The sequence below is a fragment of the Acinetobacter sp. RIT698 genome (genome assembly GCF_009668065.1).
Classification (GTDB): Bacteria; Pseudomonadota; Gammaproteobacteria; order Pseudomonadales; family Moraxellaceae; genus Acinetobacter; species Acinetobacter guillouiae.
The window spans coordinates 1-21,473 of record NZ_WJYH01000024.1 but is presented as its reverse complement, the minus strand read 5'-3'; the positions used below and the strand labels follow the sequence as shown (position 1 = coordinate 21,473).

Annotated in this window: 19 protein-coding genes; 10 read left to right on the top strand and 9 right to left on the bottom strand. The window is 39.9% G+C overall.

What is annotated here, in order from left to right:
- The first annotated feature begins 30 nt into the window (after nt 1–30).
- Nucleotides 31–1,053 (top strand): NAD(P)-dependent alcohol dehydrogenase, encoded by a 1,023-nt coding sequence (locus tag GJV03_RS11975; protein ID WP_034614740.1) that lies wholly within the window; start codon nt 31–33, stop codon nt 1,051–1,053.
- A gap of 84 nt (nt 1,054–1,137) precedes the next feature.
- Here GJV03_RS11975 and GJV03_RS11970 read toward each other — a convergent pair whose 3' ends face one another.
- Nucleotides 1,138–2,574: a PLP-dependent aminotransferase family protein gene (locus tag GJV03_RS11970; protein WP_154130162.1), complete on the bottom strand. Its 1,437-nt coding sequence runs from the start codon at nt 2,572–2,574 to the stop codon at nt 1,138–1,140.
- Nucleotides 2,575–2,684: 110 nt separating this feature from the next.
- Here GJV03_RS11970 and GJV03_RS11965 point away from each other — a divergent pair, with 110 nt between their 5' ends.
- Nucleotides 2,685–3,092 (top strand): hypothetical protein, encoded by a 408-nt coding sequence (locus tag GJV03_RS11965; RefSeq protein WP_056517032.1) that lies wholly within the window; start codon nt 2,685–2,687, stop codon nt 3,090–3,092.
- Here the strand turns inward: GJV03_RS11965 and GJV03_RS11960 are convergent.
- Complete coding sequence (locus tag GJV03_RS11960; protein WP_004718832.1) at nt 3,052–3,942, bottom strand: LysR family transcriptional regulator; 891 nt, start codon at nt 3,940–3,942, stop codon at nt 3,052–3,054. The two genes, GJV03_RS11965 and GJV03_RS11960, sit on opposite strands and share 41 nt — an antisense overlap.
- Nucleotides 3,943–4,065: 123 nt before the next feature.
- Here GJV03_RS11960 and dkgB point away from each other — a divergent pair, with 123 nt between their 5' ends.
- Both dkgB and GJV03_RS11950 read left to right on the top strand, forming a co-directional pair.
- Complete coding sequence (gene dkgB / locus GJV03_RS11955) at nt 4,066–4,878, top strand: 2,5-didehydrogluconate reductase DkgB (protein WP_154130161.1); 813 nt, start codon at nt 4,066–4,068, stop codon at nt 4,876–4,878.
- Between the two features lie 277 nt (nt 4,879–5,155).
- Nucleotides 5,156–6,331, top strand: a complete 1,176-nt coding sequence (locus GJV03_RS11950; RefSeq protein WP_004818249.1) for an MFS transporter — start codon at nt 5,156–5,158, stop codon at nt 6,329–6,331.
- 168 nt (nt 6,332–6,499) lie between these two features.
- Here the strand turns inward: GJV03_RS11950 and GJV03_RS11945 are convergent, their stop codons facing one another.
- Nucleotides 6,500–7,150: an START domain-containing protein gene (locus GJV03_RS11945; protein WP_096732468.1), complete on the bottom strand. Its 651-nt coding sequence runs from the start codon at nt 7,148–7,150 to the stop codon at nt 6,500–6,502.
- Nucleotides 7,151–7,207: 57 nt separating this feature from the next.
- Nucleotides 7,208–8,023 carry a 4-hydroxy-tetrahydrodipicolinate reductase gene (dapB, locus tag GJV03_RS11940; protein WP_004718838.1) on the bottom strand — a complete coding sequence of 272 codons (816 nt, stop codon included), beginning with the start codon at nt 8,021–8,023 and terminating at the stop codon, nt 7,208–7,210.
- A 289-nt stretch (nt 8,024–8,312) separates the two neighbouring features.
- Here dapB and GJV03_RS11935 point away from each other — a divergent pair, with 289 nt between their 5' ends.
- Together GJV03_RS11935 and GJV03_RS11930 are read left to right on the top strand one after the other, a co-directional pair.
- Nucleotides 8,313–8,504, top strand: coding sequence for a hypothetical protein (locus GJV03_RS11935; protein WP_105713934.1), 192 nt, complete (start codon nt 8,313–8,315; stop codon nt 8,502–8,504).
- Nucleotides 8,505–8,915: 411 nt separating this feature from the next.
- Nucleotides 8,916–9,131 carry a hypothetical protein gene (locus GJV03_RS11930; protein ID WP_105713935.1) on the top strand — a complete coding sequence of 72 codons (216 nt, stop codon included), beginning with the start codon at nt 8,916–8,918 and terminating at the stop codon, nt 9,129–9,131.
- A gap of 81 nt (nt 9,132–9,212) precedes the next feature.
- Here the strand turns inward: GJV03_RS11930 and dnaJ are convergent, their stop codons facing one another.
- The 4 genes from dnaJ to GJV03_RS11910 form a co-directional block, all read right to left on the bottom strand.
- The gene (gene dnaJ / locus GJV03_RS11925; protein WP_004718844.1) at nt 9,213–10,325 is read right to left on the bottom strand and encodes a molecular chaperone DnaJ; all 1,113 of its coding nucleotides are present in this window, start codon (nt 10,323–10,325) and stop codon (nt 9,213–9,215) included.
- 92 nt (nt 10,326–10,417) lie between these two features.
- Entirely contained in the window at nt 10,418–10,795 is a 378-nt protein-coding gene (locus GJV03_RS11920; protein ID WP_004718846.1) for a hypothetical protein, read from the bottom strand.
- Nucleotides 10,796–10,931: 136 nt separating this feature from the next.
- Nucleotides 10,932–14,078, bottom strand: coding sequence for an efflux RND transporter permease subunit (locus GJV03_RS11915; protein WP_154130160.1), 3,147 nt, complete (start codon nt 14,076–14,078; stop codon nt 10,932–10,934).
- Between the two features lie 2 nt (nt 14,079–14,080).
- Nucleotides 14,081–15,181, bottom strand: coding sequence for an efflux RND transporter periplasmic adaptor subunit (locus GJV03_RS11910; RefSeq protein WP_004718850.1), 1,101 nt, complete (start codon nt 15,179–15,181; stop codon nt 14,081–14,083).
- 149 nt (nt 15,182–15,330) lie between these two features.
- Between GJV03_RS11910 and GJV03_RS11905 the strand changes: the two genes are divergently transcribed.
- Together GJV03_RS11905 and ppc are read left to right on the top strand one after the other, a co-directional pair.
- Entirely contained in the window at nt 15,331–15,951 is a 621-nt protein-coding gene (locus GJV03_RS11905) for a TetR/AcrR family transcriptional regulator (protein WP_004718853.1), read from the top strand.
- A gap of 226 nt (nt 15,952–16,177) precedes the next feature.
- Nucleotides 16,178–18,868 (top strand): phosphoenolpyruvate carboxylase, encoded by a 2,691-nt coding sequence (ppc, locus tag GJV03_RS11900; RefSeq protein WP_004718854.1) that lies wholly within the window; start codon nt 16,178–16,180, stop codon nt 18,866–18,868.
- Nucleotides 18,869–18,909: 41 nt separating this feature from the next.
- Here the strand turns inward: ppc and GJV03_RS11895 are convergent, their stop codons facing one another.
- Nucleotides 18,910–19,575, bottom strand: a complete 666-nt coding sequence (locus GJV03_RS11895; protein WP_171287931.1) for a hypothetical protein — start codon at nt 19,573–19,575, stop codon at nt 18,910–18,912.
- A 63-nt stretch (nt 19,576–19,638) separates the two neighbouring features.
- Here GJV03_RS11895 and GJV03_RS11890 point away from each other — a divergent pair, with 63 nt between their 5' ends.
- Both GJV03_RS11890 and GJV03_RS11885 read left to right on the top strand, forming a co-directional pair.
- Complete coding sequence (locus tag GJV03_RS11890) at nt 19,639–20,070, top strand: hypothetical protein (RefSeq protein WP_004718858.1); 432 nt, start codon at nt 19,639–19,641, stop codon at nt 20,068–20,070.
- Between the two features lie 2 nt (nt 20,071–20,072).
- A complete protein-coding gene (locus tag GJV03_RS11885) occupies nt 20,073–21,392 on the top strand; it encodes a M15 family metallopeptidase (protein ID WP_151956667.1) in 1,320 nt (439 codons plus the stop codon).
- The last annotated feature ends 81 nt before the right edge of the window (nt 21,393–21,473 follow it).

Here is a 21,473-nt window from a genome sequence, read left to right as displayed (position 1 = left end):
AGTTTAACTGAGCAAACAGGAAGGATTCACATGTCAAATAATACGTTTCATGCTTATGCTGCCTTAGAGGCAGGTGCAGCACTTGTGCCCTATCAATTTGATGCAGGTGAATTACAGCCTCATCAGGTCGAAGTCAAAGTTGAATATTGCGGTTTATGCCATTCCGATGTTTCAGTGATTAACAATGAATGGGGAAATTCAGTTTTCCCAGTGGTTGGCGGTCATGAAATTATCGGTACCATCACTCAGCTGGGTTCAGAAGCGAAAGGATTAAAAGTCGGTCAACGTGTCGGTATCGGTTGGACTGCGGAAAGTTGTCAGCACTGTGATCCATGTGTTAGTGGTCAACAAGTGCTTTGCACAGGGGGTTCAGTTGCAACTATCGTTGGTCATGCAGGCGGGTTTGCAGATAAGGTCCGTGCAGGTTGGCAGTGGATTATTCCTTTTCCTGAAGATTTAAACCCTGAAAGTGCTGGCCCTTTATTGTGTGGTGGTATCACTGTTTTTGACCCAATCTTAAAACATCAAATTCAAGCAGTTCACCATGTTGGTGTGATTGGGATTGGTGGCTTAGGTCATATGGCCATTAAAATACTCAAAGCGTGGGGTTGTGAGATCACTGCCTTTACATCGAGTTTGGATAAAACAGATGAACTTAAAGCGATGGGTGCAGACCATGTGGTCAATAGTCGCGATGCCAATGCTTTAAAAGCACAACGTGGCAAATTTGATTTATTGCTCTGTACGGTAAATGTGAGTTTGGACTGGAAAGCATATCTCAATACACTGGCGCCAAATGGCACAATTCATATGCTAGGTTTAGTCCTCGAACCGATGCCGATTCCAGCGGGTGCACTGATTGGCGGTGCAAAATCAGTGACTGGTTCACCAACAGGCTCCCCTTTTGCATTGCGTCAATTATTACAATTTGCCGCACGCAAAAATATTGCACCACAAATTGAAGTTTATCCAATGTCAAAAATTAATGAGGCTTTGGAGCGACTTCACTCTGGAAAAGCTCGTTATCGTATCGTATTAAAAGCGGATTTCTAATTTAAGTCTGACCATCCATCACGGTTTATCAAGAACCGTGAATGGAATAAGGCTGTCGGGCTATGCATTTACTCACAAATCAGTTTAAGCCACACTCTTGGCTGACAATTCCCCCCTTACCCAATCTGCCAATAACATAATTGCATCCTGAATTTCCTGAGACAATTCATGGCCTGCATTTAAGCGAATACAATTGTTATAACGGTGATCCTCACCAAAAATAATCCCTGGCACAATATTGATACTGTATTGCTGTGCATAATAATACAACGCCAAGCTATCAATCTGTTCTGGGAACTGTAACCACAAGGCATAACTTCCCTGCGGTTGATTTAAACGGATCTCAACCCCATAAAAAGCATGTTGAATAAACTGTAAATATTGCGCAACTTGAGCCATCAACTTAGGGCGTAACTCACTCAAATGCTGACGATAGGCTCGGCTATAAATCAAATCAGCAAGACCCAATTGCAATGGTGTATTGACCGAAACATTTTGTAAAATCAACTTGGCATGTAAGTGCTGTAAACGTTGTGGCAAACAGAACCAACCGACTCGATAAGAGGTCGACAACGACTTGGAAACCGATCCGCAATAAACTACATAGCCCTGTTGATCCCAATATTTAATCGGTAAAGGGCGTTTGGCATTAAAGCTACATTCAGCATAAATATCATCTTCAATCACGTAACACTGATACTTCGCTGCCAGCTGTGCGATTTTTTCTTTCTCGGCATTAGTCAAACAGAAGCCTAAAGGGTTTTGAAAGTTGGCGGTTAATAAACAGACTTTTGCAGCTGAGTTTTGCATCTCTTGTTCTAAACGCTCCAGATCAAAACCTTCGGTATTGGCAGGGATTTCAATAATTTTTCGTTTGAGCAACGCCAATAATTGCAACTGACCATTATAGTTTGGCGTGGGTACAATCACACTGTCACCGATTTGGCTCAGGCTTTGAATCATCACAGACAATGCCGGCATACAACCATTGCTGATATAAATATCTTCTTTGGCAATATAAAAACCATCTTCAGCCCAATGTGCTGACAATGCCTCTCTTAACTGAAGGTGCCCTTGGCGGTCATTATATAAAAAGTCTTCTGGCTTACTGTGCTTTAAAGCACGTTGTATTGAACGGCGTAAGGCCTCTACAGGAACTAAATTAGGCGATAACTGAATCGAACCTAAATGGATCAGTTTATTATTGATTGCTGCTTCATGAATTTGAATTTGTAAGTCTAGATTTGAAACCTCACGCGCTCTCGACTTAAAATCAGGATGGTCAGGTACAGCAATCTGTGGGGCTTTTTGCTGCGATTGAACAAAATAGCCAGACTTTTCTTTGACGTAAATCAAGCCTTGCGCTTCAAGCAATTCATAACAACTCTTTGCTGTATTGAGACTAATATTTTGCAATGCTGCAAATTTTCGCAAAGAGCTCAGACGTTGCCCAACGGCCAACTCTCCACAATAAATTTTCTGTGCAATTTGTTGTGCTAATGTTTGATATTGAAAAGCCATATCTGTACTCAAATTTTAATATTTGTTGTATCTGTATCTATAAAGTTAACAGATTTATGCTTCATTCACAGCCAATTTTTACAAACAAATTGATTTGAAAGGAGAAAAAAATGAGAACGATCGCTTTAATCAGTATTGTCTTTGGATTAACTGCTTGCCAGCCTCAGCAGGTCAATCAAGCTGCTCAGAAACAACATTTTGTATGTAAATCTTTGATTGAAGGCTTTTTAAAAACACAAAATTTAGCTGAGTATCAGCTTGATCATCTAGAACCCACCTTACACCAGACTGCAGCTGTGCGAAACTACCGCTACCATGCCAGTAGTGATCAACGGATGAAGATTAATATCCCGGTGCAAAAAGACTTGGCGTTTAAATGTCTTCAGACAGCAACTGATCATTTTGAAATCCAATTGGTCAATCCACAAAAACCCAGTAGCCAAACTTTACTGAGTCTGGATTTACCACCACAAAAGACTATCGAAACTTTGACAGCTTTTGCGTTAAAAACTCAATAAATAAACGGACACGCTTTGGTAAATGTTCCTGTTGATAATACACTGCATGGATGTGTTGCTCATAAAGCTCTATTTGATCTTCAAATAGAGCAATCAAGCGTCCTTGCTTTATATCTTTTAAAATCTCAAACTCAGACAATCTCGCAATTCCATGCCCGCGTAAACACAGTTGACGGACAGTTTCACCACTGGATGCTTTGATTTTTGGTTTGACAGTAAGCCTTTCTCCATTGACTCGAATCGGCCAAGTATTTAAACGGCTGACTTTGCTAAAGCCAATTTGGGTATGATTTAAAATATCTTGCGGTGTTGCTGGATAACCATGTGTAGCTAAATACTCAGGACTGGCAACGATATATAATCGGCTTTTACACAACAAACGCGCATGTAAGCTCGAATCATTAAGATCACCAAAACGTATTGCAACATCTGTCTTATGTTCTAATAAATCGATGATCTGATCGTTACTGTTTAACTCTATTTCTATTTCAGGATACAACTGAGAAAACTCTTGCATCAACGGTGCAATCACATGTAATACAAAAGGTGTCGCGGAATCCACGCGAATCAGCCCAGATGTATCACTGTCAGATTTTAATAAAGCATCTTCTGCTTCATTGAGGTCATGCACAATTTTTCGGGCTTTTGCTAAAAATAATTGCCCCTCTTGGGTCAACTTAAGTTTACGTGTTGTCCGCTCTAATAAGGTGACATTCAGTTTAGATTCAAGTCGTTGCAAGGCTCGACTTACACCTGAAGTGGTTTGTTCAAGATGCGTTGCTGCTGCAACAATCGAACCACTATCAACAATATTAATAAAAGCCTGTAATTCTTCGAGTGTAGATTTCATTGCTGTCAGCGCTCTGCTTATTGTTGATTTCTAGTCAATAATATTTTGCATATTCCTGTATTTTTCCGCAACAATTAAAGTAGCAAAATACACTCAATCTCAGAAAATAAAGTGAAATCCAGCATGACAAACATCGTTCCTCAATTTGGTGTCGGTACTTTCCGTTTAACAGGACAAACTGTGATTGACTCGGTCAAAACAGCCTTAGACGTTGGTTATCGTGCTGTAGACACTGCTCAAATCTATGGCAACGAAGCAGAAGTCGGTCAGGCCATTGCTGAAAGCCATATCCATCGTGATGATTTATTTATCACAACAAAGATATGGACAGATCATTATCAAGCCGACAAACTTATTCCAAGTCTTAAAGACAGCTTACAGAAACTGGGTACTGATGCAGTCAACTTAACCTTGATTCACTGGCCAGCGCCAAGTCTCGGAATTTCTGTTGCAGAAATGATGCATAACCTATTAGAAGCGAAAAAGCTGGGTCTAACTGAACATATTGGAATTTCAAACTTCAATATCGACTTATCGCAACAAGCCATCGCTGCTGTAGGACTTGAAAATATTGCCACCAACCAAATTGAACTTAGCCCTTATTTGCAAAATGATAAGTTGGTGAATTTTTTACAGTCACAAAATATTGATGTGACCTCTTATATGACCTTGGCGTATGGCAAAGTTTTAAATGACCCAACATTAACTGAAATTGCCAAACAGCATCAGGCTTCTAGCGCTCAAATTGCATTGGCATGGGCATTGCAGAAAGGCTTTGCTGTCATTCCGTCATCGACTAAACGTGAAAACTTAATCGCCAACTTAAAAGCACAAGAGATTCAGTTATCTGCTGAAGAAATGCAATTAATCGCACAATTGGAACGTAATGGCCGTGAGGTTGATCCTGAAAACTTAGCACCTCAGTGGGATGTTTAATTCACTAATTGAGTAAAAGTGATTTAAAGCAGCGCAAATCTTGGCTCAGGCTTTGATGAGTAAAGTTTGGTTGCTAGGTTTTTGCTTACTAGGCTTCGAAACAGGCTTTACCGCCTTTTGATCATGACTTAGATTGCTTCGCAAGATTATTTTCTTGCGAAGCTTTATTTTGTCACTTCATCAAAATAGCGGCTGAAAAGTAAATGACCATCCCAGTGATTGACCAAACGCTGTTACACCCCATCATTTTCAATATGCTGTATATTTGAGATTCCTCATGAAATTAAATTTTCCCTTACTCGCATTAGCGATTGGTGCTTTTGCAATAGGAACAACAGAATTTTCTCCTATGGGCTTTCTTCCCCAAATTGCAGAAAATTTGAATATTTCAATCCCAACCGCAGGTATGCTGATCACCGCATATGCACTCGGTGTCATGATTGGTGCACCGTTTATGACCTTATGGTTTGGACGGTTTCCACGACGTAAAGCGCTTATTTTAGCCATGATTATTTTTACCATTGGTAATATTCTTGCTGCAATTGCCCCCAATTATTGGGGCTTAATGGCCGCTCGAATCCTGACCAGTCTCAATCACGGGGTATTTTTCGGGATTGGTTCCATTGTTGCAACAAGCGTCGTACCTAAAGACAAACAAGCCAGTGCAGTTGCCACCATGTTTATGGGCCTCACCATTGCCAACATCGGTGGTGTGCCTTTAGCCACATGGGTTGGGCAGAATATTGGCTGGCGTATGTCATTTGCAGCAATCGCCTTACTCGGCGTGATTACTATGCTGTCACTATGGAAAGCCTTGCCTGAAGATAAAGCAAGCCAACGTCCTGATGTCAAAGCAGAATTAAAAGTGCTGACTCGGCTGCCTGTGGTTCTTGCATTGCTCACCACGGTGATGAGTGCAGGTGCAATGTTTACCCTCTATACCTATATTGCGCCTAGCCTACAAAACATCACCCATGCCAGCCCGATGTTTATTACCTTGATGCTGGTACTGATTGGAATTGGTTTTTCAATTGGTAATCACTTAGGTGGGAAATTTGCAGACTTGTCACTGACCAAAACATTGACCAGTTTCTTGCTGTTACTGATGGTGAGCATGTTGCTGTTCCCTATACTGGCTCAAACTCAAATTGGTGCAGCATTGGCACTGATTGTCTGGGGAGCAGCAGCCTTTGCAGTGGTCCCACCTTTACAGATGCGTGTCATGTCTGTTGCTCATGAAGCACCTGGATTGGCATCCTCTGTGAATATTGGGGCATTTAATTTAGGCAATGCTTTAGGTGCAACAGCTGGTGGCGCAGTATTGAGTATGGGCATGAGTTATGCTGCGGTGTCTATTGCAGGTGCGGTACTCACAGCTTTAGGGCTAGTGCTGGTTTTTATTCAAATGAAAATGAATAAAGCACCTGTACAACAATATAGCCATTCAGCCTAGCGATTAACAATCGTGACAAAGACTGCAAGTAACCTTTCTTTCTACATCAATACCTTAAGAAAGGTTACTTTCAATAGTTAAATGGAAAGATCTGCTAAGCATTATTTTTTCGAATATAAAGTTGTTTCGTCAATAGGGTCTGCTTCAGGATTATTGATCAAACAATGCCTATTTTAAAATATCAGGCAAAGCTGCAAAGGGTTTATTCTTTGCCAATTCTGTTTTCATTTTCTGCAACATCTGATAAGGCTGCTGTTCGACCAAAATATTGGTTAAGCTGGCAGGAATAGAGCCTTCGGGATTGGCGTGTCCAGAGGTAATGACTTTGACTTTATTGGCACCCAGTTTTTGAAAGGTCCAATCACCTGAATAATCTTTTAAACGCACATAGTCAGGATTCAGTGCTTTACCTTGCTGAATCGCAGAATTTTTAATAAAAATACTGCCATTTGCATCTTTAGACATGGTTCCTTTGACCACCATATCGCGATCTTTTAACGGAAAGGGAAAATCTAAAACCATATAAATGCTGAATTCACCTTTTTTATCATCGCGAGATAACACTTCAGCTTTGGCAACATTGGGGACCCATTTCGGTGAGTTTTTAACATCCAATACCAAAGCAACAGCACGATCAATCGGCACGTCTAATGTTGTTTCAGCTTTATAAGACAACACAGAATTACTGGCATCCTTGTATGTCCATACCTGAATGTTATTTTTATTTAAACTCAATTTGGCATTGCTTGGTAAAGCAGCTTGTGTAGTCAGGCCAAAAGCACTGATTACACAAGCAAATAACATCACTGTTTTTTTCATTTTTGAATGTTCAAAATTTGACTAATTGTTTTAATTCTATCGCATCAGATTTTAAGCTTAAATATCATTTAAGCCTAAAACGTCTTTCATATCGTATTTTTTTGCATCTTTGCCGACAACCCAAGCAGCTGCACGTACAGCACCGGCAGCAAAATTCATACGATTCGTGGCTTTATGTGTCACTTCCACACGCTCACCTTCGCCAATAAACATCACTGTATGTTCGCCCACAATATCACCACCACGAATCGTTTCAAAGCCAATGGTTTCACGTTCACGTGGACCTGTATGCCCCTCACGACCATAGACAGCAACTTTCTTTAAATCACGACCCAGTGTGTCAGCAACAGCTTCACCCATCATCAGTGCAGTACCTGATGGTGCATCTACTTTATGACGGTGATGTGCTTCAATAATTTCAATATCCACAGTATCGCCAAATACTTTAGCTGCCAACTCAAGTAATTTAATCGAAACATTCACACCCACTGAATAATTTGCAGCATAAACAATCGGTGTCTGAGTGGCAGATTGATTTAATAGCTCTTTTTGTTGATCCGAAAAACCCGTTGTACCAATCACCATCGCAACACCAGCAGCACTGCATAGTTTTAAATTATGTTCAGTGGCAACAGGCGCAGTAAAATCAATCACCACATCCACATCTTTGAGGATCTCTTCCAAGTTGCCAACCACTTTGATTCCCACAGCACCAATTCCTGCAAGCTCTCCTGCATCTGCACCAATTAATGTGCTTTCTGGACGCTCTACTGCAGCAGCAAGCTGAAAGCCTGCTTGTTGTACAGCTTGAATCAATGTACGGCCCATACGGCCACCTGCACCTACAATACCAATGCGTGGAGCTGCTGACATACGATCTTCCTAAATCTGAATTTGAAAATTTGGCTCTACTATAACAAAACTCGGTTCCAAGACGACGTTTCAATATAAAAAAATACTGTGATCTTTTTACTTGCTTTGGGATCTGTTGCGCTCATTGGTACAGAATAGCCTGAACGAATAAATAGATTAATTTTATAAAATATATCGGTAAAACTTTGAAAAATTTACAACTTTTCAAATCCATTTCATCAAAATGCAAGAATCCCACAGCAGACTACATGCCACGAATGAAAATAATATGGCTTATAAGGAGATCAATATGCATTCGAATAAAGTGGCTTTCGCTCTGGTACTCGGCATGATGATGACAAATGTTTGGGCTGAATCAGCGCCTGCAACAACATCAACGACAACTGAAGAAAAAACGCTTGCTCAACCCAATAGCAACACAGCATCTGAACCTCAAACAGAAGTTCGTGTCGAAGATATTGATGCACCAATCATCGAATAATAAGTACCTATTTTTCAGCGGTTGAGGGTATCTCCAATACCTTCAACCTCTCATTTTAAAAATAACTCAATTCAATTGTAATTATCATCATAAAAATTAGGCACTACAGCCAAACATCAACACTTATATTATTTTTAAATTATCTAAAAACTGCTTGAAATGTGTATTAAATTACAGCTAAAAATAACTAAAAAACAAAATTTAAATTTTTCAGATCTGTAAGGTCTGTTAATAATTCGTCTATGTTTGCGATTTTGCGTTTTTTTAACTGATACTAGGCACAAAATACCAAATCTAGTCTTTCTAAATAATGACAAACATCGTTTTGCAAAATAACGATGTAGTAGCAAAATACGCTACACTAAAAGCGCTTGGACGCAATCATAAAAAGCATATATCAAAGGAAATAGCATGCAACTCAAAAAAATCATTTTAGGATTGATGATGACAACAACTGTTTCACTAGTTTGGGCCGAAGACACCACACCGCCTACCGCTCCATCATCAGAATCATCGACACCAGCAACACATCCCGCGGTGATACTCCCCCAAGATGATAATTCAATAGATGCTGCCCCGGATGACAACGAATTTGATTTATCACCATCGAATCAAGCATCAAAATAAAAAAAACGGAGCAACAAGATCTGTTGCTCCGTTTTTACATATTCAATGTTTAGCTTGCTAAATGAAAAGATCTAAACTCAATTAGTCAAATAAACGATCGAAGAAAGATTTTTTCTTCGGTGACGATTTATTGTCATCACTTTCCATCGTGGCTTGAAGTTCTTTCAATAGCTCACGTTGACGGCTGGTCAAATGTACAGGTGTTTCCACCACAATACGGCAAAGTAAGTCACCTTGCATACTGCTACGTACAGGTTTTACCCCTTTACCACGTAGTCGGAACATTTTACCGGTTTGTGTACCTTCAGGCACTTTCAAACTGACTCGGCCATCCAATGTTGGAATTTCAAGTTCTTTACCTAAAGCAGCATCTGCGATACTAACAGGTACATCCATATATAAGTCTGCACCATCACGTTGGAAGATATCGTGCTCACGTACTACGACTTCAACGTATAAATCACCAGATTGACCATCACGAATCGCTTCACCTTTACCCGTTAAGCGAACGCGATCACCATTATCAACACCTGCAGGAATAGTAACTTCAAGAGTTTGCTGACGATCTGATACACCTGAACCATGACATTTGCTGCATGGATTTTTAATAATTTTACCTTGTCCACGACAGGTACTACATGTCTGCTGAACAGAGAAGAAGCCCTGTTGCATACGCACTTGACCTGCACCATGGCAAGTCTTACAGGTTTCTACATCATTTGGATTTTTTGAACCTTTACCATCACACACATCACAAGGTGCTGGTGCAGTAAAGGTAATGGTTTTCTTAACGCCTCTCACCGCTTCTTCGAGTGTTAATTCCATGACATAACGCAGGTCGGAACCACGACGCGCACGTTGCTGACCACGGCCACCTCCGCCAAAAGCGCCACCAAAGATGTCACCAAACTGACTGAAAATGTCTTCGGCGCTGAAACCACCACCAAAGCCACCGCCGCCCATACCACCTTCAAAGGCGTTATGGCCCATACGGTCGTACATGCTACGTTTTTCACCGTCAGAAAGAATTTCATATGCTTCCGCACATTCTTTAAACTTTTCTTCAGCTTCTGAGTTGTCAGGATTACGATCTGGATGATACTTCATCGCCAACTTACGGTAGGCTTTTTTAATTTCATCATCACTAGCGGTTTTAGCAACACCTAAAACCTCATAATAATCACGTTTAGCCATGATTGGCGATGCTCCACAAAATTTGATAATACTTCTATGCAGAGTAAATTGGGGGCGATGTTATTTTTTACAAGCGTGAAATGTGGTTTTTTTTAAAAAACAGCTTTTTTCTGTAAATATTTAGTAAAACCTTTGAGCCATGTATTGAGTAAATATAACCACGCAATGGCACTAAATACCACACCAGCCACAGTGCACGCTTTTACCCAAATGAAACTGTCCCAATAGAAAAAGATTAACGGAATAAACCATAGCGCAGCAAAGGCTGCCAAAATCAAAAAAATGAGAGCATTGCGCATAATCCACAACGCTTGCGCATGTATCCATACCTCTGCATTATCTGCCACTGCTACTTTACGTGCTAACCAATACGCCAACACGGCTGTAATCACCGTAAACAATGCAAGAAACATAAACAAATAAGAGCTCGTAATAAATTTACGATGCTGTTCTGGATTTGTTTGCCCCATGGGTGTTTTTGACCTCAAATTTATTGCATACCGATTTACTTATTATGCAATAAAATTTCCTATGTTATTTTCTGTTAAAGATTAAGTGCTACTATATTGAAGTTTTCAATTTTTCGCACCTAATATTCTCAACAATTTATGTATTTTCTGTAGTTTTTTTAATCTTAAACCAAGTCGCATACAACGCTGGTAAGAAAAATAACGTTAAAAGTGTCGCAATAATTAAGCCACCCATAATGGCCACTGCCATTGGTCCAAAGAAAATACTCCGAGAAAGCGGAATCATGGCCAATACTGCTGCCAAGGCGGTGAGAATAATTGGACGGAATCGACGAACTGTAGCATCCAAAATCGCATCCCATTGATTCTGCCCTGATCGAATATCTTGTTCGATCTGATCAATCAGAATCAGTGAGTTACGCATAATCATTCCAGATAATGCAATGGTACCCAGCATCGCCACAAAACCAAAAGGCTTATTGAATAAGAGTAGAAATAAGACCACCCCAATTAAACCTAACGGCGCTGTCAAAAATACAATGAATGAGCGAGAAATACTCTTTAACTGCAGCATCAGCAAAGTAAATACCACCGCAAGGAATAATGGCATCCCTGCATTCACAGAGGTTTGCCCTTTTGCGGACTCCTCTACCGCGCCACCAACTTCTAGCAAATAACCACTTGGTAAGGTTGTACGGAGCTGATCCATTTTTTCAGCCAGCTCATTGACAACCGTTGCAGGCTGTAACTTGGTCCGAATATCTGCACGTACAGTAATGGTCGGTAATCGATTGCGGTGCCAAATTAAACCATCTTCAAATTTATATTGAAGCGTAGCGATCTGCGCCAAAGGTACGGTGGTACCTTTACTTGTTGGAACAGCAAGACTAGATAATGCTTCAACATTGACACGCTCAGCCTGATCACCGCGGATACGAACATCAATCAGCTCACGTTTTTCACGATATTGATTGATAATTGCACCCGATATCGAACTGTTTAAAAAATTCGCCAAATCTTCTGAGGTTACACCCATTTGACGGGCACGATCTTGATCAATCACCAACGAAATGATTTTACTTTGCTCACCCCAGTCCAAATGAACATTTGCGGTATTTGGATTTTCACCCACCAGTTGAGCAACTTTTTGCGCCTCCTGACGAACAATTGCAATGTCTTCACCCGATACACGAAATTGCAATGGATAGCCAACAGGAGGACCATTTTCTAATAAAGAGACACGAATACGCACCTGTGGCAATAATTGGCGAATTTGCGTATCTAAGGATTTACGAATTTCATCACGATCATCCAGTGACGATGCTAAAACCACAAATTGTGCAAAACTGGCTTGTGGCATCTGTTGATCTAAAGGCAGATAGAAACGTGGTGTACCTGTTCCTACATAAGCAACATAATTATCAATACCCTTTTGCTTGGATAAAAATGCCTCGACTTTCTTCACGGCCTCTTCAGTTGCAGTCAGTGATGCGCCTTCCTCCAATTTTAAATCAACCAAAATTTCAGCACGGTTTGAAGACGGGAAAAATTGTTGGGGTACAAACTTAAACATCACCACAGACAGGACAAAAACCCCAACCGTAATTGAAATGACGGTTTTTCTATAGGTCACGCACCAATTCACCAACTTTCTAAAGCTTTGATAAAATTTAGATTGATATGGATCAAAATGCTCACCAGTATGATGAATCACGGGCTGAGGTTCTGGTTGCTTACGTAATCTTGCAAGAAGACGCTGATACCACGGTGCTTTTTGTGGCACTTTGTTAAAATCTGGAAGTAACTTATCCCCTAGATAAGGAACAAAAACCACAGCAGCAATCCATGAGACAATTAAGGCAATGGTCACCACTTGGAAAATTGAACGGGTATATTCCCCTGTGCTTGATGCGGCTGTAGCAATAGGTAAAAAACCTGCTGCGGTAATTAATGTTCCGGTCAGCATTGGAAATGCGGTACTGGTCCATGCAAAACCAGCTGCCTTCATCCGGCTATAGCCCTGTTCCATTTTGATGGTCATCATTTCGACGGCAATGATGGCATCATCAACCAATAACCCTAAGGCCAGAATCAAGGCTCCTAGAGAAATCTTATGTAAGCCAACATCAAATAAATTCATACCTGCAAAAGTCATCGCAAGCACCAGTGGAATCGAAAATGCCACCACCAAGCCTGTACGAAAACCAAGCGAAAAAAAGCTCACTAATAAAACGATAATGACTGCTTCTGCAAGAACTTTGACAAATTCATGAATACTGCGTTGAACAGCCACTGGTTGATCTGAAACTTTTTTCAGTTCCATACCTAAAGGCAGTGATTTTTGTAAGGTCTTAAATTCCGTTTCTAGGTTTTTGCCCAATGCGATGATGTCACCACCTTTACGCATAGAAACCGCTAAACCAATTCCATTCTCGCCCATAAAACGCATGCGAGGTTGTGCTGGCTCACTAAATCCACGATAAACGTCAGCAACATCACCCAGTTGAATGGTTCTATTTCCCACCAACAAGGGCATTTTTTTCAAATCATCGACACTTTTTAAAGCACCACTGACTCGCACTTGAATACGGTCAGTGCCTGTTTCAAAAAAGCCAGCACTGGTCACACTGTTTTGCTTTGCCAAAGCCTCTTGGATTGCAGTAACTGGTACGCCCATTTGTACGGCTTTGGTGTTGGAAAGCTCAATCCAGATTTTTTGATCTTGTAAGCCCACCAGATTGACTTTACTGACATCTTTTACCCGTTGTAAGCGAAGCTGTAAACGGTCTGCATATTCTTTTAACGTTGCATAATCAAAATCTTTGCCTGTTAAGACATAGATATTCCCAAAGGTATCCCCAAACTCATCATTAAAGAACGGCCCCTGAACACCAGAAGGTAATTGTGTTTTGATATCGCCTACTTTTTTACGCACTTGATACCAAACATCTGGAATTTGGTTAGATTTTAATGAGTCTTTTGCCATAAACATGACCATAGACTCACCCGGACGCGAGTAAGCCATAATCTTGTCATAGAGCCCTGTGCTCATCAGTTCTTTTTCAATTTTATCGGTAACTTGTAAAGAAACCTCTTGAGCTGTTGCACCAGGCCAATAGGTTTGTACCACCATGACTTTAAAAGTAAAGGGTGGATCTTCACTCTGAGAGAGTTTTGAATAGGAAAATAGCCCGACAATACCCAATAGGATCATAAAATAAAGTACTAATCCTTTATTTTTGAGTGCCCATTCTGACAAGTTAAAGGAATTAAATGGACTCATGATCATGCTCCTTTTTGAACAGTTACAGCACGATTTTCACGGTCTACCGGTTTTATTTTTTGCTTTTCACGAAGTAAATGTACCCCTCCTACAACCACCCATTGTCCAGGATTTAAGCCTTTCACGACAGTAACGCTGTCACGACCATAGCTGCCCAAAGTCACTGAAACTTTACGAATCGTTTGGTCTGGATTCACCACCCAGATATAGGCTTGATTGTTATTTGCTGAGACGCTAGATAAAGGCACACTCAATACATTTTGAATATTTTGATTAAAGAATACCCGCGCACTTTGCCCAAGTTGAATTGCGGACTGCCCTTCTTTTAAAGCCACTTTAACCATAAATGTACGTGATTGATCGGCTGCTGGAGAAATCTCTCGAACATAGGCAGCAAATCGATCTTGAGGTTTAGACCATAAAGTCACCCATGCATTTTGTCCGACTTTAATCTCTGCAATGGCTTGTTCAGGTACCCCAATCACCACTTCACGATCACCATCAATCGCTAGTTGATATGCCGCTTGCCCTGCTGAAATCACTTGCCCAGTTTCAATATTACGTTGGGTAATCACCCCATTTTTATTGGCAATCAATTGGTTATAACCCGTTTGATTGGCGCTCACATCATAATTGGATTGGGCTTGTTTTAAACTTGCCTGAGCAGCATCATATTGATTTTTCACTGAATCATACTGTGAACGACTCACAGCATTGATCGGTAAGAGCTGCTGAAAGCGTTTAAATTCATCTGCTGCAGCCTTAGCTGCAGATTGTGCACTTTCGAGTTGTGCTTTGGCTGAGTTCAATTGTAATTGGGCATCTTTCACATCAAGTTTTGCTAAGACTTGCCCAACTTTGACACGAGCCCCAACATCGACATAGCGTTCTGTAATTTGTCCCCCGACACGGAATGCCAATGCTGTTTGCTGTCGAGCTTGAACATCCCCTGCATAACTTTTTTGGTCTTCATGTGATGTTGTAGGTTGGGTCACCATCACCAAGGGAATTTGTTCCGCTTCAGGTGCTGGTTTGCTACACCCCACTATTGTTACACTACACAATACCAATAGGCTCGTGATCATTAAATTTAAACTACGCATAGGCAAGGCTCTTAATCAAATGCATTTTTTCGGGCAAAATAGAATGAGTATATTTATTTGCTCATTTTTTAATTAATATACTGCATGGTACAGTAATTGTGAATCATGTATAGAGTAATTGACCTATTTTTCTTTTTTTGGAACTTATTGTGCAAATAACAGCTGGACGTCCAAAGGACTTAGAAAAACGGAAACACATTTTGGAAGCCGCCAAAAAGCTATTTCTAAAATTGGGTTATCACGGTTCAAGCATGAATCAAATCGCCAAAGAAGCAGGCGTCACAAAGCTGACGGTATATAACCATTTTCAAGATAAAGAAACTTTATTTAGTTGTGCCATTGAAGCAACCTGTGAAGCGTCTATCGATGCTCGACCATTACGACTCAATCTTCAAAGTGATTTTTATGCACATTTTTTTCAGGCGTGTGAGTTGGCACTCACTGTGATTAGCTTACCTGAAGCCATTAAACTTGAGCATCTATTGTTAGAACTTGCCGCAGAAAAAAATCCTTTGGCTTTACAGTTTTATAATTCTTCCCATCAAAGAATGTGTGCAGTTTGGCAAGATTTTTTCCAACAAGCGGTCACACTTAAATTTATTCAAACGGATGATATTGAAAAACAAATTAATTTAATTTTGTCATTATTATTGGGTGTTCGACACCACGAGGTCTTATTGGGGATTCGCCCGATTCCTACGGAAGATGAAAAACAGCAAATCATCACCGAAAGTATTGATTTATTTATGATGAAATATAAAGCCAACTGAAATTATTTAAAAACAAAATAATGTCCAATTGTTGTTTAAGGCATACTCAATGCATATCGCATAGGCTTGTTGATATCAAAAGGGCAAAAACTAAAGCTAAATATCCAAATTAAAATTAAGCCAAAGTCGACTTCTTGCACAGTCATTTACATACTTTTGTAGGGAGTCTCTTGGATTGTGGTGGAATCACGTTATATTCGAGATAACAAGAACTGGAGAGTAACAAATGGTTCAACAAATTGATGCTCCGCTGCGTGAAGATGTACGCTTACTCGGAAACCTTTTAGGCGAAACGCTAAAGGAACATGCAGGACAAGATTTGTTTAATCAAATTGAACAAATTCGGGCTTTAGGTAAAGGCGCTCGAGATGGTCAAATTGAAGCAGAAAAACAACTTGAACAATTATTTTTAAATTTAAAAGATGATGAAATTCTGCCACTCACCCGCGCCTTTTCACACTTTCTAAATTTTGCCAATATTGCTGAACAATATCACGTTGTGCGTAGTCGTCGACAAAGTGAGTGCGATGAAAACTCACCATCACCCAATGTGCTGGATCATTTATTTAGCAAATTCAAAGATCAGCAAATTTCAGCAGAAACGCTCTATAAACAAATTTGTGAATTAAAAATTGAATTGGTTCTCACAGCGCATCCAACCGAAGTCAGTCGTCGTACTTTAATCCAAAAATATGATGGCATTAATCATTGCCTGTCTACTTTTGATCAGCAAAAACTGACACCTAAGCAACGTGCAGATGTGTTAACCGATTTAAAACAACTGATCTGTTCTGCATGGCAAACTGACGAAATCCGTCAGCATCGCCCAACCCCGATAGATGAAGCAAAATGGGGCTTTACCACGATTGAACAGACTTTGTGGAATGCGGTTCCAAAATTCATCCGTGAATTGGATGACCTCGTTCAGGACAATTGTGCAAAAGCTTTACCTTTGGATATTTCTCCAATTCGTTTTGCATCTTGGATGGGGGGTGACCGTGATGGTAATCCGAACGTCACCCATAACATTACTCAAGAAGTTTTGTGGTTGTCACGCTGGAAAGCGGCTGACCTTTATGTGCGTGATATTGAAGATCTTCGTTGGGAACTCTCGATTGAAGCCTATTCCAATGAGCTACTTCAAGCTTTGGGTTATAGCCATCCTGAACCTTACCGCGAATATTTGCGTGCGACCCGTGAACGCCTCAAAGCAACCCGTCAATGGTTGGCAGATAAATTACGTGGTCAGCATTCAGATGTCGATCGCAGTTTAATCATTCGCCATAAAGATGAATTATTACAACCGTTATTACTTTGCTATCGTTCACTAATGGCATGTAATTTACCTGAGATTGCCAATGGTAAATTGCTCGACTTTATCTATCGAGTAAATTGTTTTGGTATTGAGTTGCTTAAACTGGATATTCGCCAAGAGTCAGGTCGCCATCGCCAAGCTATCTCAGCAATTACCGAATATCTCGGTTTGGGTAATTTTGAGACATGGACAGAACAAGCGCGTCAAAATTTCTTATTGCAAGAATTACAAAGCAAACGCCCATTATTACCTAAACATTTAAATGAGCCTTCAGGTAGTCTGATTGAAAACCCTGATGTTCAAGAAGTCTTTGCAACCATGCGTACTTTGGCTGAACAACCCAAAGAAAGCTTAGGTGCTTATATCATTTCAATGGCGGAATATCCAAGTGATGTTTTGGCGGTATTGTTACTGCAAAAAGAAGCGGGAATTGAACATCCATTACGCGTTGTTCCTTTATTTGAAACCTTGAAAGACTTGGATGGTGCTGCAAGTACCATGAGTACCCTGTTCAATATGCACTGGTATAAACAGCATATCCAAGCTAAGCACGAAGTCATGATTGGCTATTCGGATTCTGCCAAAGATGCTGGCTTTATGTCCGCAAACTGGGCCCAGTATCGTGCGCAAGAAGAACTGACTGCAATTGCCAAACAACATGGTGTTCAACTGACCTTGTTTCATGGTCGTGGTGGTTCAATCAGTCGTGGTGGTGCACCAACCCAACAAGCATTATTTTCTCAACCACCTGGCTCAATTTCAGGCGCAATCCGTGTAACTGAACAAGGTGAAATGATTCGCTTTAAATTTGGTCTAGAAGAAATTGCCTTACAAAATTTGGAAATTTATGCTGCTGCAACCTTAGAAGCGACATTATTACCACCACCTGTGCCAAAACAAGCATGGCGAGATTTGATGCACAGCATGACGGATTTATCTGTTCAGGTGTATCGTCAGACTGTGCGTGAAAATCCTCATTTTGTTAAATATTTACGCACCGTCACCCCTGAGCTTGAGTTACAAATGTTGCCGCTTGGTTCACGTCCTGCGAAGCGTAAAGTCAGTGGTGGAATCGAATCTTTACGAGCCATTCCTTGGGTTTTTGCCTGGACCCAAATTCGTTTAATGCTTCCTGCTTGGCTGGGTACTGGCGCAGCGATCAACCAAGTGATTGATCAAGGTCAAAAAGCGGTATTGGATGAAATGTTAAAGGAATGGCCTTATTTCCAAACCTTAATTGATATGTTGGAAATGGTCCTCTCTAAAGCCGACTCAAATATTGCACTGTATTATGAATCTCATCTTACCGATGATGAAGACTTAAAAGTACTTGGTGCTGAATTACGTCAACGCTTGCATGATGCAGTACAAACCCTGTTGGCGATGAAAGGTGAATCGCAACTGTTAAGTTCCAATGATGTGCTTGATCAAGCCATGAAAGTACGTAAGCCGTATTTATTACCCTTGCATTTATTACAAGCCGAATTGATGAAACGTCGTCGTGCATACTTGGCTGAATGTCAGGCGGAACATACCCCTGTAGATCATGCACTGATGGTCAGTATTGCTGGTATTGCGGCAGGTTTACGTAATACGGGTTAAGTTCAAGTTTCTTTGAAGGGGTACATAGGTACCCCTTCAACTTAGTGACCCTCGATAAAGTCATTTCTTTGATTATGGATATAGGCAGAAAAGCATTGGTTTCTTGTTTGGAAGCAAATATTAAAACTGCTACTCATCCAAGTATCGACTTGACTTTGTTTATAGAAAATTTCTGCAATAGGATGAAGATAATAATTAAACCCATCTGCTTGTTGCTCAAAAGAACTATAACTTCGTGCTTTGCTATACAAGTTGTTTAAATCTTGCGTTATTTCCTGAATATTTTGGTTAAAAAACCAAACGATTACATCGTTATTTTGAAATTCACGAGTTCGATAAACGCCTGTTTCATCACATTCAACAGCAAAAATTTTTGCACCTGAATCACTAAAGCTTGAATAGAGCAATTTGGATGATTGGATTTGCTCATGCTGACCAACCTCCATTTCACGAATTTGTCTGGATATATTTAAACATTCTGGTAATTTTTTAAGATCAGATTCAGCATTATTAATAAAAAGTCTTATTGCTTTATCAATGACATACATTTCACCTGTTCCCGTGATAACACCACCATCCCACCCATACAACTTTACATCGTCATATTCCTCAAAATCATTGATATTTTTATCTTTTAATTGAATGTTTTTGTTATCTACAGCAACCACTACACCATCCTCAAGTTGTATAGCAATGATAAAAGTCATATTGTTCATTTTTGTAAGATATGCTAAACATATAATACCAACAAACTAATAAATGGTATAGTCATGGCTGGTGGTTCACAAATCATCATTTCAAAAAATGGCATAACAATTAAAACACCAAATGATTTTAAAGTTTTTGCCGGGCAACATCAGTTTAAAACGGGAAGTCGTGTTAAAGCTGAAATTCCAACACTTCCTATCTTAAAAGAAGAGACTCTATTTAGTAATAAATGGGATTTTTATGATCTTTTTTACCAGACTGATTTTTCTAATGTGAAATATAAACTCATCAATAATAAAAATAACACCTATGTTTCAGGGACACTGGATCAGCATGGACGAACTCAAAGACTAAGCTCGGACCATAATGATGACTACGATATTCTCATTGGTACAGAAGAAGATTGGACCGTTTCTGTAGATGATGGTCTTGACGATGAGGACGCGTTTGAATACCTATGCCGTTCACATGACCAGCATGATCAAGAGGTTTAATGATGGATTGCTTAGCAAATATTAAATTTCTTGATGCATTAGAACAACCTATTCAAGGATTAGTCCATCAACTTTGGGTGGGGTCTTCTCTTATATCTGATCATGTTACTCCTGCCAGTGGTGAATCTGTTTGGTTTAAGCGACCTATAGGCACGATGATTGATGTGAGGATCAGGAGTAGTACATCTGGGGAATATCAATCTAAAGTCAAAATACAGCTGGTTGGAGAAAAAACAATTTTTATTGTTCGTAGCCCAAAAGTTTTACTGAAAGGCGTGAATCTTTCTACAAAGGATGTGGCAACTGGTACTTATCTAAGATCAACCTATATTGTGGCTGAAGGTGATTATTTATCTCGAATAGCGAATGATAATCAAACAACGACATCAGAATTGATCAAAATAAATAATTTAAAAAGTGATACAGATATTCATCCTGGGCAAGTGCTAAAAATCCCTGTCAAAAAAACAGCAACTCCTGAAAATAAAACTAAGCCAGTAGAAACAAAGCCTCGTCAGCAAGAAAAAACCACGATCATTGTAGTTCAGTATAAAGATACATTAACTTTAATTGCAAAGCTTACAGCTAATACGGTCGATGAAATTAAAAAGCTTAATGGGCTAAGCGATGATCATCTCCGTGAGAACCAAAAGTTAAAAGTCTATGACCGAAAAGTAGGGCTCACTCAAGCAAAAGCTAAAATTGAGAGCAAGAAAGATAAGAAGTCTACGCCACCAAAAGTAAAACAGAATGCTTCTCAAAACAAAGAAGAATCTCCTGTGGCTGAAGTGGAAGCATCTGATCCTGTCAATACTAGTGGCTTATTACCAGAAGCATGTGGAGGAGAGAAGCATTACAAACGGGCATTAGCTAGAATTTCTGAACTTCATCCAATATATCAACCCTACATAATTCAATTAATTAATACTGGCTACCAAACACTCAACATATGTTGGACAATTACGGATGGTTATAGAAGCCCTGCAGCACAAGGCGCTTTATCTAGCGGGGTTACAAAAGCGGGACCATTAAAAAGTTATCACCAATATGGTTTGGCTGTAGATGTTTGGTCTGTGCGAGATGGTGAAATTGTTGCCTATAATCAGAAATTATCTCCACAAGACAGAAGAAGTAGTGCAGAAGAAGATCATAAAAAATTAGGACCAATTGGTGAACAATTAGGATTAGTATGGGGTGGTCGATGGAAATCCCTAATTGATAGGCCTCATTTCGAATTACATCCCAATGGAAAAACATGGCGTGACTTAAGACCTCAACTTTTAGTACTTGGTATAAGTAATTATAAAAAATTAAATTTTTAGCTTTCGGAGTGTTTATGAAAAATGTTTTAGCCTTGTTATTTTTTATTTTTATAGTTGGAGGTTGTACAACTAAAATCACTG

Bases quoted from the DNA above. Each gene is read 5' to 3' on its own strand.
- GJV03_RS11975 (WP_034614740.1), top strand. From the start codon at position 31: ATGTCAAATAATACGTTTCATGCTTATGCTGCCTTAGAGGCAGGTGCA.
- GJV03_RS11970 (WP_154130162.1), bottom strand. From the start codon at position 2,574: ATGGCTTTTCAATATCAAACATTAGCACAACAAATTGCACAGAAAATT.
- GJV03_RS11965 (WP_056517032.1), top strand. From the start codon at position 2,685: ATGAGAACGATCGCTTTAATCAGTATTGTCTTTGGATTAACTGCTTGC.
- GJV03_RS11960 (WP_004718832.1), bottom strand. From the start codon at position 3,942: ATGAAATCTACACTCGAAGAATTACAGGCTTTTATTAATATTGTTGAT.
- dkgB (WP_154130161.1), top strand. From the start codon at position 4,066: ATGACAAACATCGTTCCTCAATTTGGTGTCGGTACTTTCCGTTTAACA.
- GJV03_RS11950 (WP_004818249.1), top strand. From the start codon at position 5,156: ATGAAATTAAATTTTCCCTTACTCGCATTAGCGATTGGTGCTTTTGCA.
- GJV03_RS11945 (WP_096732468.1), bottom strand. From the start codon at position 7,150: ATGAAAAAAACAGTGATGTTATTTGCTTGTGTAATCAGTGCTTTTGGC.
- dapB (WP_004718838.1), bottom strand. From the start codon at position 8,023: ATGTCAGCAGCTCCACGCATTGGTATTGTAGGTGCAGGTGGCCGTATG.
- GJV03_RS11935 (WP_105713934.1), top strand. From the start codon at position 8,313: ATGCATTCGAATAAAGTGGCTTTCGCTCTGGTACTCGGCATGATGATG.
- GJV03_RS11930 (WP_105713935.1), top strand. From the start codon at position 8,916: ATGCAACTCAAAAAAATCATTTTAGGATTGATGATGACAACAACTGTT.
- dnaJ (WP_004718844.1), bottom strand. From the start codon at position 10,325: ATGGCTAAACGTGATTATTATGAGGTTTTAGGTGTTGCTAAAACCGCT.
- GJV03_RS11920 (WP_004718846.1), bottom strand. From the start codon at position 10,795: ATGGGGCAAACAAATCCAGAACAGCATCGTAAATTTATTACGAGCTCT.
- GJV03_RS11915 (WP_154130160.1), bottom strand. From the start codon at position 14,078: ATGAGTCCATTTAATTCCTTTAACTTGTCAGAATGGGCACTCAAAAAT.
- GJV03_RS11910 (WP_004718850.1), bottom strand. From the start codon at position 15,181: ATGCGTAGTTTAAATTTAATGATCACGAGCCTATTGGTATTGTGTAGT.
- ppc (WP_004718854.1), top strand. From the start codon at position 16,178: ATGGTTCAACAAATTGATGCTCCGCTGCGTGAAGATGTACGCTTACTC.
- GJV03_RS11895 (WP_171287931.1), bottom strand. From the start codon at position 19,575: ATGACTTTTATCATTGCTATACAACTTGAGGATGGTGTAGTGGTTGCT.
- GJV03_RS11890 (WP_004718858.1), top strand. From the start codon at position 19,639: ATGGCTGGTGGTTCACAAATCATCATTTCAAAAAATGGCATAACAATT.
- GJV03_RS11885 (WP_151956667.1), top strand. From the start codon at position 20,073: ATGGATTGCTTAGCAAATATTAAATTTCTTGATGCATTAGAACAACCT.